The 11,867-nt window shown below is 60.1% G+C and carries 13 protein-coding genes; 10 read left to right on the top strand and 3 right to left on the bottom strand.

The window, feature by feature from the left end:
- Positions 1 to 163 precede the first annotated feature (163 nt).
- Entirely contained in the window at positions 164 to 715 is a 552-nt protein-coding gene (locus CAF77_RS07145) for a cytochrome b (RefSeq protein ID WP_064379480.1), read from the top strand.
- A gap of 13 nt (positions 716 to 728) precedes the next feature.
- On the opposite strand, the gene CAF77_RS07140 is transcribed toward CAF77_RS07145, so the two are convergent.
- Positions 729 to 1,655 (bottom strand): universal stress protein, encoded by a 927-nt coding sequence (locus tag CAF77_RS07140; protein WP_085654232.1) that lies wholly within the window; start codon positions 1,653 to 1,655, stop codon positions 729 to 731.
- Positions 1,656 to 1,874: 219 nt separating this feature from the next.
- Here CAF77_RS07140 and CAF77_RS07135 point away from each other — a divergent pair, with 219 nt between their 5' ends.
- Complete coding sequence (locus tag CAF77_RS07135; RefSeq protein WP_085654231.1) at positions 1,875 to 2,948, top strand: NAD(P)-dependent alcohol dehydrogenase; 1,074 nt, start codon at positions 1,875 to 1,877, stop codon at positions 2,946 to 2,948.
- Between the two features lie 25 nt (positions 2,949 to 2,973).
- On the opposite strand, the gene fnr is transcribed toward CAF77_RS07135, so the two are convergent.
- Positions 2,974 to 3,717 carry a fumarate/nitrate reduction transcriptional regulator Fnr gene (gene fnr, locus CAF77_RS07130; protein WP_085654230.1) on the bottom strand — a complete coding sequence of 248 codons (744 nt, stop codon included), beginning with the start codon at positions 3,715 to 3,717 and terminating at the stop codon, positions 2,974 to 2,976.
- 323 nt (positions 3,718 to 4,040) lie between these two features.
- Between fnr and CAF77_RS07125 the strand changes: the two genes are divergently transcribed.
- The 3 genes from CAF77_RS07125 to CAF77_RS07115 all read left to right on the top strand — a co-directional run bounded on the left by CAF77_RS07125 (position 4,041) and on the right by CAF77_RS07115 (position 7,407).
- Complete coding sequence (locus CAF77_RS07125; RefSeq protein WP_085654386.1) at positions 4,041 to 4,961, top strand: universal stress protein; 921 nt, start codon at positions 4,041 to 4,043, stop codon at positions 4,959 to 4,961.
- 189 nt (positions 4,962 to 5,150) lie between these two features.
- Positions 5,151 to 6,401 (top strand): DUF4010 domain-containing protein, encoded by a 1,251-nt coding sequence (locus tag CAF77_RS07120; RefSeq protein ID WP_085654229.1) that lies wholly within the window; start codon positions 5,151 to 5,153, stop codon positions 6,399 to 6,401.
- 88 nt (positions 6,402 to 6,489) lie between these two features.
- Positions 6,490 to 7,407, top strand: a complete 918-nt coding sequence (locus tag CAF77_RS07115) for a universal stress protein (RefSeq protein WP_085654228.1) — start codon at positions 6,490 to 6,492, stop codon at positions 7,405 to 7,407.
- A gap of 49 nt (positions 7,408 to 7,456) precedes the next feature.
- Here the strand turns inward: CAF77_RS07115 and CAF77_RS07110 are convergent, their stop codons facing one another.
- Positions 7,457 to 8,020, bottom strand: coding sequence for a GNAT family N-acetyltransferase (locus tag CAF77_RS07110; RefSeq protein ID WP_011334713.1), 564 nt, complete (start codon positions 8,018 to 8,020; stop codon positions 7,457 to 7,459).
- A gap of 204 nt (positions 8,021 to 8,224) precedes the next feature.
- On the opposite strand from CAF77_RS07110, the gene CAF77_RS07105 reads away from it, so the two are divergent.
- The 5 genes from CAF77_RS07105 to CAF77_RS07085 all read left to right on the top strand — a co-directional run bounded on the left by CAF77_RS07105 (position 8,225) and on the right by CAF77_RS07085 (position 11,824).
- A complete protein-coding gene (locus tag CAF77_RS07105; RefSeq protein ID WP_064379468.1) occupies positions 8,225 to 9,172 on the top strand; it encodes a universal stress protein in 948 nt (315 codons plus the stop codon).
- A complete protein-coding gene (locus tag CAF77_RS07100; protein ID WP_064379466.1) occupies positions 9,169 to 10,053 on the top strand; it encodes a universal stress protein in 885 nt (294 codons plus the stop codon). Before CAF77_RS07105 ends, CAF77_RS07100 begins: the two co-directional genes overlap by 4 nt.
- Positions 10,054 to 10,142: 89 nt before the next feature.
- The gene (locus CAF77_RS07095; protein ID WP_007950555.1) at positions 10,143 to 10,445 is read left to right on the top strand and encodes a helix-turn-helix transcriptional regulator; all 303 of its coding nucleotides are present in this window, start codon (positions 10,143 to 10,145) and stop codon (positions 10,443 to 10,445) included.
- Between the two features lie 63 nt (positions 10,446 to 10,508).
- The gene (locus tag CAF77_RS07090) at positions 10,509 to 11,504 is read left to right on the top strand and encodes a zinc-dependent alcohol dehydrogenase family protein (RefSeq protein WP_064379464.1); all 996 of its coding nucleotides are present in this window, start codon (positions 10,509 to 10,511) and stop codon (positions 11,502 to 11,504) included.
- A complete protein-coding gene (locus CAF77_RS07085; RefSeq protein WP_064379462.1) occupies positions 11,501 to 11,824 on the top strand; it encodes an antibiotic biosynthesis monooxygenase in 324 nt (107 codons plus the stop codon). The genes CAF77_RS07090 and CAF77_RS07085 overlap by 4 nt, the downstream gene beginning before the upstream one ends.
- Positions 11,825 to 11,867: the final 43 nt, after the last annotated feature.

Here is an 11,867-nt window from a genome sequence, read left to right as displayed (position 1 = left end):
ACCATTTCTTAACGAAGTCTGAAGGTGAAAAAAGGTTAACGAACGACGGATCTTCAGATTGTCTTAAGACTGTCACGGCAGTGTGACGCCGTCGGTTCGCCCGGCAACCGGATCGAGACAGCCGAACGAGTCGGCCGTCGCTCACAACAATCACGAGGCAACTATGACCCGCGACATGGCCGCACCCCGTTATGGAAAACTGTCGATCACCTTGCACTGGCTGATGCTGGCGCTGTTCGTCGGCGTGTATGCCTGCGTTGAAATCAAAGGCTTCATGCCCCGAGGCAGCGAAGCGCGGGGCCTGTTAATGGGATTGCACGGGATGTTCGGCGCGAGCATTTTCGTCCTGGTGTGGGTGCGCCTGTTTGGCCGACTGACACCGCGTCCGCCGATCACCCCGAAACCGCCAGCCTGGCAGACGGCAATCGCGCACCTGATGCACCTGGCCCTGTATGGGCTGATGATCGCCACCCCGGTGCTGGCCTGGCTGATGCTCGCGGCCGGAGACAAACCTTTTCCGTATTTCGGCTTTCATGTGCCAGCGCCGGTGGCGGTCGATCCGGACCTGGCCAAGCAGATCAAGTACTGGCACGAGCTGATCGGCAATGCCGGTTACTGGCTGATCGGCCTGCACGCCGCTGCCGGACTGTTCCATCATTACTGGGTCGGCGACGACACCCTTGACCGGATGCTGGGCGGGCGCAATCGCTCCTGAGGACCAGGCCTGCTCAGTCAGCCAGCTGTTCCGGCGACACCACCCATACGCTGCACGGAATCTTGTACAGCAGGTGCTCTACCGTACTGCCGACCAGCCGGCCTGCGCCACGATGGCCGACGCGGCCCATGACGATCATGTCGATGTCATACCCGCTCGCGTAGCTGCAGAGCACCTTGGCCGGGTTGCCCATGACCATGTGCTGACGTTCGTCCGCAATCCCGTTGCGCTCGGCCAGTTCGCGAAAGGCCGCAGCCTGGGCATCGAACAGGGACTTGGCGGCGCTGGAGGAGAAGAACGCCGAGGCATTGTCGAAGCCGAATTCATTAGCGCTGATCGATGACAGATCATGGGCATACAGCACATCGAGTTCGGCATTGCACAGGCTGGCCAGTCGGGCGGCCTCGCGCAGGATCCGGTCGTTGAAGCCGGCGTACTGCCCGTCACGGTGGAACGGGTCCACGGCGGCCAGGATCTTGCGCGGCAGGGCATGCCCGACATGGCTGACGAAATGCAGCGGCACCGGGCATTCGCGCAGCAGGTGAATATCCAGCGGGGTGAACATCAAGCGTGACAGGAACGATTCCGGCTCCAGCGCCTTGATCAGCGCCGCCATGGGCTGTTCTTTGAGGTGAATGAGGATTTCCTGTAAGGGTCGTTCCACCCACACCACTTCCGTGGTGACGGTGACCCCGAGCTTGCGCATCGAATGCGCCCGTTCTTCGAGCCACTGACGATGACGCTCGATATAGCCGATTCGCATCTGTTCCAGTGCTTGCTCGTTGACCATGCTGGCGGTCGCCAGACCTTCCAAGTAATCGAAAGCCACGATGTGCAGGGCCGCGCCCGCCGCCTTGGCCAGTGCCGCCGCACGGTCGAAGGCAGGGTTGTTTTCCATCAGGGGTGAGGCGACCAGCATGTAACGCGGTTGTTCTGACATGACGACTCTCCTTGGGGAAGAAACGTTGAACCGATGGTTACAGGCTGCGCCCGGCGTGCGGTGGACGTTTGATCTTTGTCAAACAACCGGTGGTCGCCAGAGCGCCGTCAGACGGGTGGTCAATCGTCGCGGATGTCGTCGATTGTTGATCATTATCAAGTGCCGGTCTGGCAGTGCGGCGCAGGCTGACTACGAGTCGAATCCTCTAGGAGAATGCTCATGGCCACCATGAAAGCCGCGATTTTCGTCGAAAAAAATCGCATCGTGCTCGACGACAAGCCGATCCCCGAAGTCGGCCCGCAGGACGCTTTGATTCGAATAACCACCACGACTATATGCGGTACGGATGTGCACATCCTGCGCGGTGAGTACCCGGTGGCGAAGGGTTTGACGGTCGGTCACGAACCGGTGGGGATCATCGAACGTCTGGGGTCGCAGGTGCGCGGGTTCATTGAAGGGCAGCGCGTGATTGCCGGCGCCATCACCCCCAGCGGGCAAAGTTATGCTTGCCTGTGTGGCTGTGGTTCCCAGGACGGGCCGGATACTCGTCATGGTTTCCGGGCCATCGGCGGGTGGAAGTTCGGCAACACCATCGATGGCTGCCAGGCCGAATACGTACTGGTGCCCGATGCCTTGGCCAATCTTTGTCCGATTCCCGATGGCCTCAGTGATGAACAGGTGCTGATGTGTCCGGACATCATGTCCACCGGTTTCTCCGGTGCCGAACGGGGCGAGGTGAGCATCGGCGACAGCGTCGCTGTATTCGCCCTCGGCCCCATTGGTCTGTGTGCAGTCGCCGGTGCCCGGCTCAAAGGCGCCAGCACGATCATCGGTGTCGATGCGGTGGCCGAGCGCATGACAGTGGCACATCGACTGGGGGCAACCCATGTTGTCAATTTCCGGGACGGCGATGTGGTCGAGCAGATCATGGCCCTCACCGATGGGCGCGGTGTCGATGTCGCGATCGAGGCACTGGGCACGCAAGGCACCTTTGAATCGGCGTTGCGCGTGCTGCGTCCGGGCGGCCGCTTGTCGAGCCTGGGCGTTTACTCGAGCAATCTGCACATTCCGCTCGACGCCTTTGCGGCCGGGTTGGGCGATTACAGCATCGTCACCACCCTGTGCCCCGGCGGGAAAGAGCGTATGCGGCGTTTGATGGCGGTCGTGCAGAGCGGCATGGTGGATCTGTCACCGTTGGTGACCCACCGGTTCAAACTGGATGACATTGAAGCAGCCTACGATTTGTTTGCACACCAGCGTGACGGTGTGATGAAAGTGGCGATTACCCCGTGAAGGCGCGTCCGGCCCGTCGGCACGCTCACTGCGGGTGACGATGGCAGCCGACGATCAACTGCTTGAGCCCGTCCATGTTCTCAATGGTGACGTCGCGGCCGGTAATCTGCACCAGTCCCTGGTCGCGCAGGTGGGCGATGCCGCGACAGATGGTTTCGAGGCGCAGGCCGAGGTAGGAGCCGATTTCCTCCCGACGCATCTTCAACACAAAGCTGCGCGACGAATAACCACGAGCGTTCAAGCGTTGCGACAGGTTCAACAGAAACGCTGCCAGGCGTTCATCCGAGCTCATGTTGCCCAGCATCATCAGCATGTCGTGATCGCGAACGATCTCCCGGCTGAGGATCCTGTTCAGGTTGTGCTGCAGTGACGGCAGCTCCCGGGCCAGTTTTTCCAGCTGGCCAAAAGGGATGGGGCAGACTTCGCTGTCCTCCAGCGCGACCGCGTCGCAGGTGTGCAGATCCGAACTGATGGCATCCAGACCGAGCATTTCACCGGCAATCTGGAACCCGGTGACTTGCTCGCGACCATCGATCGACAGCACGCTGGTCTTGAATGACCCCAGCCGCACGGCATAGAGGGAACGCAAAGGATCACCGGCACGGTAGAGTGCCGCGCCTTTTTTGACCTTCAGTCGCTGGGCGATCAGCGTGTCCAGACGCTCGATTTCTCCACCGTTCAAGCCGAGCGGTAGACACAGCTCCAGCACGCTGCACCGGGAGCACGCCGTTTTGAGGTATTGATCGCGATACGAGCGAGTTTCTGCCACCGCAAAGCCCTCACCATGAATTGTTGATCATAGTTCTCGGGTCGCCATTGACACGGAAAAAACCTTGTCGACCGCCGTTAAACGACGAATGGATCCGAGTCAGTCAAAACGTCCTCGCGCATCAGAAACAAGTTGTGAGTGACTGGGGGCACATCACTGCGATCAAGTTGATAAAAATCAGTGAGCCAGAAGAATGCCTGCCGATACTTGAGCAGCAGAATTCCTGATCGTGATCAGGCTGAGAGGAAAATCCCCGCTCATGTCGCTCTTCAGGAAATCAGCTTTTCAATCATCCAGGTAAACGTTTCAGGGAGAGGCACGTGGTGCTCAAACTCAAACGCATTCTATTGATAGCCCCTGGCGAAATGACCCAGACCCCGGCTTTTGAACGCGCCTGTGCGCTGGCTCTTGCAAACGGAGCACTGTTGCATATCGTCGCGTTCGATTATGTCCCGGTGCTGGCAGCGGCCGGGCTGTTTGCACCCGAGGCAATGGCCCAGGCGCGGGAAGGGTATCTGCAAGTGCATCGGCACTGGCTGGAGCAGCAGGCCCGCTTCAAACGATGCATCGGCCTGAACGTGACCACTGAAGTGGTCTGGGCCAGATCGAACCTGGCGCACGTGCTTGAGTACGTGAAAGACTTTCATCCGGACCTGGTCATCAAGGATACCCATTACGTCCCTGCACTCGACCGGGCTTTCCATCGCCCGCTGGACTGGCGCTTGCTGCGCGAATGTCCGGCACACCTGCATCTGGTGACAAGCGCCGGGCATGCCAGGCCAATGAAAATTCTTGCGGCGGTCGATCTGTCGCATCTGGAAGAACTGACGCAAGGTTTGAACGACCGGATACTTGACCTTGCCTGCACGCTGGCGGCCGGTTGCGGCGCGGCGCTGCATCTGCTCAATGTCGGTTGCTGGGCGGTCATCGACGACGGGGCCATCAGCGTGCCGACAGGCAGCCTGGATGGCAGTCTGAAAGACGCCATCGAGGACGCCCAGCAAGAAGCTTTCGAAGCACTCGCTGAACGCTATGGCATCCAGAGTTCATGCAGACACTTGCTGACCGGCATCCCGCAAAAGGTCATCGGCCTGTTTGCCCGGCAGCACGCTTTCGACATGGTGGTGCTGGGCATGCTGTATCCCGACGGTACACACCGATTCATCGGCAGTACCGTCGAAAGCGTGTTGAACCAGGCTCCCTGCAGTCTGATGATCGTCAAACCGCCGCAGCCCTGCGAGTGAATGCGGGGTACTGCCGAGTTTGCACTGGATGAGAAACAACGGTGGTTGCGGCCGGAGGAGGTATTTCAATGATGTTATCGATCAACTCAAGTCACGGATCGATGCGGCCCATGTGTGGCCAGCGATTGCCGAAAAGGCGCCGGTCAATAAGCGTCCCGGGATCACGTATGCCGATGGTCCGATCCCTTTATGAGTGACGCACTGGGTCTGGCGGGGGCCGCCGCGGCGTTGGGCATCGGCATGCTGGTCGGTCTGGAGCGCGAGCGGCACAAAGGGCGCGGCGACAGCCGTGCCTGTGCCGGATTGCGCACGTTCGCGATCACGGCGCTGCTGGGTTACGTCGCGATGCAAGTGGGCGGCGCACTGCTGTTGGGCATGGTGGGCGGCTGTCTGGCGGTGCTGATCGGCGTGGCTTATTGGCGCAGCCTGAGCACTGATCCGGGGCTGACCAGCGAAGTGGCCTTGCTCACGGTGCTGGTACTGGGTGCGCTATGCGGCACAGCGCCGGAACTGGCAATCGCCATTGGCGTGGTCATGGCGGGGCTGCTGGCTTACCGGCAGAAACTCCATCACTTCGCCCGCAGCCAGTTGAGCGAAGCGGAGATGCGCGATGGGTTGGTGCTGCTGATCTCAGCATTGGTGGTGTTGCCGCTGACGCCTGACCGGTTCATCGGTCCCTACTCGGCACTCAACCTGCGCACTCTTTGTACATTGACCGTGTTGCTGATGGCCGTCGACGCCATTGGGCATATCGCCGTGCGCACGCTGGGTGTGCGCTACGGCTACGCGGTCAGCGCCATCGCGTCCGGTTTCGCCTCCAGCACCATGACGATTGCGGCGATGGGGCATATCGCCCGCAAAGACCCGGAGCACCTCAAGGTATTGAGTGCGGCGGCCCTGCTGTCGAACCTGGCCACCGCTGCGCAGGTCGCGCTGATCCTCGGCGCGGTCGACACCGCGCTGTTGCCGCACCTGTGGGGGCCATTGCTGGCCGGATTCGGCGTAACGCTGCTGTTCAGCCTGGGCCTGCTGTTCCCCAGGCCTGCGGTTGCTGCGAACCAGCCGATCAAGGTCGGCGGGGCATTCAATCTCAAGCTCGCGCTGGCGGTCACGTTGACCATGGCCGGCGTGACGTTTTTGTCTTCGCTGATGCTCGATCACTTTGGCGAGGCGGGCGTGATGCTGACTGCCGTACTCAGCGGATTCGCCGATGCTCATTCTTCCACGGCGTCGATTGCCACCCTCGCCAAGGGTGGACTGTTGGATTACGCCGCCATTGCGCCGCCCGTGCTGCTGGCGGTCAGCAGTAACGCATTGAGCAAATGCCTGGTGGCCTGGATCAGTGGCGGACGCCGTTTCGCCGCGTATGTCATACCCGGTCAAATTCTGTTGACCGCTGCCATGTGGGCCGGTCTGCTGGTGGATCGAGCGACGATTTGACCGGACACTGACAAAAATCAAAGTGCTCGTCGGTAAAAGGGACAGCCTGAGACTCATTCCCTGCCATCGCTCAATGTCGAGGTGCACCATGTCACAGGAACCCCGCCTGCTGCTGATCGCTCCGCCCTCCATGCACCACACGCCGGCATTCGATCGTGCCTTGGCATTGGCGCAGGCGCTGCAAAGACCGCTGCATATCGTGGCATTCGATTATTTACAGGCGCTGGCCGTGGTCGGGCTGTTTGCCCCCGAACAGGTGGCCGTGGCCCGTGACGCCTACCTGGAGAAGCATCGCCACTGGCTTGAAGAACAGGCAACACGGATGCGTGGACACGGGATCGTTGTCACGAGCGAAGTGGTCTGGGTTCAGGACCCTTACGCGGAGATTCTGCAGTTCATCAATGAAATGCCGCTGGTGATGATCATCAGGGATGCCCACGAAGAGTCGGTCCTGAAACGAGTGTTTTTTACCCCGCTGGACTGGCAACTGCTGCGCGATTGCCCGATCCCGGTACACCTCGTGACCAACGCCTTGAACCCACGCCCCCGTCATGTTCTGGCGATCATCGACGTGCTTCGCAGCGAAGATCAGGATCTGGTGTTCAACGACCAGATTATCGACGCCGCATCGAAGCTGGCCAGGGTGTGCAATGCGCGGCTGCAGTTATTGCACGTCTACGATTGGACCGCCGCCTATGCGCAGGACTTCGGGTTTGGTGTGTTGCCGCTGGCCACCGGTATCTACGAGGCACTGGGCACAGCACAGCATGAGGCGTTTGCCGCGATGGCCGAGCGTCATGGCGTGTCGAAGGAGTGTCGTCATTTCATCGAAGGTGTGCCGGTGCCGGCCATTTGCCGATTTGTCGAAGAGCAAAACGTCGACGTGATCGTGGCGGGGACGGTGCAGAACAAAGGGATGAACAAACTCTTGGGCACCACGGCCGAACAGCTCTTGCACCGGGCACCCTGCAGTGTGTTGGCGATCAAGCCGGGCAGGGGGCTCTAGCGTCGGAGCACCGGCGATCGCCCGTACGGACGTTCGCCGGCGACAGAGGCTACAAGTACAGGCTGTGAATGACCTGGCGGGGATCGTCGGGGTCATTGTGCCGTTCGAATCCCAGCGCCCGCGCCAGATCGCGCATGGAAGCATTGCTGGCGGCATCGACCGAATACATCCGATGCATTCCATTCTTGCGCGCCGCCGTGATCAAGTGCTCCATCAACAAGGTCCCCAGCCCCAGATGCGTCCATTCATCGGCAACGGTAACGGCGCATTCGCACTCGTGTTCACCCGTGGCGGCATAGCGGCTTACGCCGATCTCGATCAATTGGCCGTTGTCGTGCACCAGCGCCACGTAGGCCAGGCGCAGGCGATTATCGGTATCCATCAATTGATCCAGCATCGTGCCCGACGGTTCGTTGATCTGCGCCAGAAAACGCATGTGTCGCGACTCGGGAGACAAGCGTTGGATGAACGCATACTCGCGTTCCCGATCCTTTTCCGAAAGGGGCCGGATCAGCACATGGCGACCGTCCCTGAGTGCTTCGATCCAGTGTTGCCCGGCGATCGAGGCATAGGCATTGGCGGCTCGTTCGTTGTGGTCTTTGACGGTGAGCATGAGGAGACCCTCCTTGCGGTTTTAAAGACAGGTGCGGGACACAGCGCCCTGCAGTCGCTTTCTTTCTACGCTGCTCAATGGGCAGGAATCTGATCTGGGTCAGAGACCGGCGATGTTGAATGGTCCGAAGTTGATGTAAATCAACTGCGTGCCAGTGACGCAGGCTCAGTCTCAAAGCCTGCGGTTGTCTTGCGGAGGTGTGTGATGGGGCAATATCAACGTTTGCTGCTGGTCGCCGACCAGACCCTGCATCAGACGCCCGCCATGCTGCGCGCGGTGGCGCTGGCCAAGGCGAGCGGGGCGGCGCTGGACGTTCGGGTCTTCGCTGAACCGGCACCCGTGGTTCGCCTGTGGGAGGACAAAATCGACGAGGTCGGCTATCAGCGCTATCTGCGCCACCACCGTCGCTGGGTAGCCGATCAGCTTGAGCAACTCTCGGAACAGGGACTAAAGGTCACGGTGGAGGTGGTGTTCACCACCCACGCGCTGCTGGATATCCTGCGGGCTGTCGCAGACCTCAAACCTGATTTGCTGATCAAGGATGTGACGCTCGAACCCCTCCTGAAGCGGGTTTTCATAACGCCGCTGGATTGCCATTTGCTGCGCGAATGTCCGGTGCCCGTGCATCTGGTCAACGAGGTCCGTTACAGCCTGCCGCATCGGATCGTGGCGGCCGTGGATCCGTTCGATCCCGAGACCCAGATCAGCGGTCTGAATGACACCATCATTCAGACCGCCAACGCGCTGGCCACGCAATGTGACGCGCCCATGCACCTGCTCTACGCCTATGACCTGTCACCGGCCTTCAATGGCGACGCGCCGCTGGTCGGTACCGGATGGGGAGTGGATTTTGTCGAGGAGCTGCGGCAGTCCCTGCACCAGGCTTTCATCAACCTCGCCGATCGCTACGGGATCCCGCCCGAGCGACGCCATTTTGTGATGGGGCTGCCAGTGCCGGTCATCAGCGAGTTTGTCGAGCAATACCTGGCGGATGTGGTCGTGATGGGCACGATGCACCGCGCAGGTATTGACCGGTTGATGGGTAGCAATACCGAGCGGGCGCTGTATTCGGTACCCGGCAGCATCCTGGCGGTGGGGCCGGTCGTTCGAACCGAAGTGCAAAGTCCTGGATCTGACGAGAGGTCTCTATGAGCCAGTATCAACGGTTGTTGCTGATCATCAATCCGCTCCTGCGCGAGTCCGCTGCGATCAACCATGCCGCGGCGCTGGCCAAGGCCAGTGGCGCGCGCTTGCACATATTGGCGCTGATTCCCTCGCTCGACGGTTTGTCGCTGCTGGAAACAGGCAACCGGTCACAGGCACGCGAAGCATTTCTTGAGGAACACCGGCAGACGCTGGAAGCCCGGGCGGTCAATCTGCGCGGCAGGCGGATCGAGGTGACCACCGAAGTGGAATGGGCCGCTGATGTGGAGCAGCGCATCCTTGATCATGTCAAAGCGTATGGGCCCGATCTGCTGATCAAGGAAATCGAACAGGTGTCGGCCCTCAGGCGCGCGTTTTACACGCCGCTGGACTGGCAATTGCTGCGCGATTGTCCGGTCCCTGTGTATCTGGTGGGCGGAAGCGGCTATGTATTGCCTCGTAAAGTGCTGGCGGCGGTCGAGGTGTCGGATATCGAGTCCGCCGACAACTCGTTGAACGAGCAGATCATCCGGCAGGCCAGTGCCCTGGCCATTCAGTGCGACGCCGAGTTGCACTTGCTCTATGCCTGCGATATTTCCGCCGCGTACCTGGCGGACATGGGGGGATTACCCCTGGCCGAGCTGACTCGGTCACTGCGCGAGGACCTGCAAAAATCGTTTCTTCGACTGGCCGGGCAGTTCGGTGTGGCCTCCAGTCAGCGCCACTTCGTTGAAGGCCGGCCAGTCACTGTGCTGAGCGAGTTCGCCGACGAGCAGCATGTCGATGTCATCGTGATGGGAAGAGTTCGCAACCGGGGCTTGAGCAAATGGTTGGGCAGTACCACCGAGCACATTCTTTACCAGGTACCTTGCTGCGTTCTGGCGGTTTGACGAGCGTTGCCGAGCTCTCGGCAGGCGAGATGCATTCCGTTGGTCAAACAGCGTATTGACATATCGAATAATCTCGATATCCTCGCCGCATGGACCTGATCGAAGTATTCAAAGCACTCTCAAACCCGGTACGGCTTGAAATCCTGAAAGGCTTGAAGGACCCCGTAAAGAACTTTCCCCCGCAGGACGAGGGCGACGTTCACACGGTGGGCGTGTGTGTGAGCAGTATTCAAGAGGGCATCGGACTCTCGCAGTCAACGGTGTCCGGTTATCTTGCAACGCTGCAGCGTGTGGGCCTGGTTGAAGTCAGGCGCATCGGTCAGTGGACCTACTACAAGCGCAATGAAGCCAACATCAGCGCCTTGGCCGAGGTCATAGGGAAAGAGCTGTAAAAAAATTTATCGCATGATATCGAGATATCTCGATATCCCTTATTGTCGATACGAGGATTCACCATGAAAGCGATGCTGCTTGAATCATTTGGCAACCCGGAATCGTTCACACTCTGCGACGTGCCCAAGCCTGTGCCGGAAACGGGACAAGTGCTGGTCCGGGTACACGCCACCTCGATCAATCCATTGGATTATCAAGTCCGACGCGGCGACTATCAGGATCTGGTGCAACTGCCGGCCATCACCGGACATGACGTCTCCGGCGTAGTCGAGGCGGTTGGCCCCGGCGTGACGGCTTTCGCGCCGGGCGACGAAGTCTGGTACACGCCGCAAATCTTCGACGGCCCCGGCAGCTATGCCGAGTACCACGTGGCGTCCGCCAGCATCATCGGCAAAAAGCCTTCCTCACTGAGCCACCTCGAAGCTGCCAGCTTGAGCCTGGTGGGCGGGACAGCATGGGAAGCCTTGATCGTGCGGGCAGCGCTCAGAGTAGGGGAGAGCATCTTGATCCATGGCGGCGCAGGCGGCGTCGGACACGTCGCCATCCAGCTCGCCAAAGCGATGGGCGCCAAAGTGTTCACGACCGCGCGTGAAGCAAATGCCGAGTTCGTCCGCCGCATGGGCGCCGATGTGATCATCGACTACGAAAAGGAAGACTACGTCGACGCCATCCTGCGAGAAACCCATGGCCTCGGAGTGGACGTAGTGTTCGACACCATCGGCGGCGACACCCTGTCGCGCAGCCCCGACGCACTCGCGCAACTTGGCCGCGTGGTCTCGATCGTCGACATCGCCCGGCCACAAAACCTCGTTCAGGCGTGGGGCAAGAACGCGAGCTATCACTTCGTTTTCACCCGCCAGAACCGCGGCAAGCTCGATGAATTGAGTGCCCTGGTGGAACGCGGTCAACTGCGGCCACATGTTGGCGCGGTGTATTCGCTTGCGGAGATTGCGCTGGCCCATGCTCGGCTGGAAAGTCCCAATAACGGTCTTCAAGGGAAGATTGCGATTGCGGTCGTGCCGGCGCTTCGTGTGGATTCTGTGGGGGATGCGTCATGATTTACGAGATCGCTTTGCTGCCTGTTCACGCAGAACGTGTTGATGAGTTCCGGCGTGCATTTGCCGAGGTTGCGCCTTTGCTCCGCCGCGCGAACGGGTACGGCGGGCACATGCTTGCGCAGGGAATTGAAACGCCGGAGCGGTTCAATTTGATCGTGCGGTGGGAGTCGCTGGAGGCTCATATGGATTTTGAGGCGGGTGAAGATCACAGGATCTTTATGCTGAAGTTGGAGGGGCATTTTTCGGAGGAGCCGCAGGTTTATCACATTGAGGGGGCGGCTTTTAATGCCCGCGAAGGTGATGGAGCTCCCTGGCCCTGAATCAGGAGTCCTTCAGTAAAAGGGAGCAGATTCATTACCTGAA

The organism is Pseudomonas sp. R15(2017) (assembly GCF_002112685.1).
GTDB lineage: Bacteria > Pseudomonadota > Gammaproteobacteria > Pseudomonadales > Pseudomonadaceae > Aquipseudomonas > Aquipseudomonas glycinae.
Note: the sequence above shows the minus strand (reverse complement) of the source record. Positions and strands in the feature narration are given on the sequence as shown.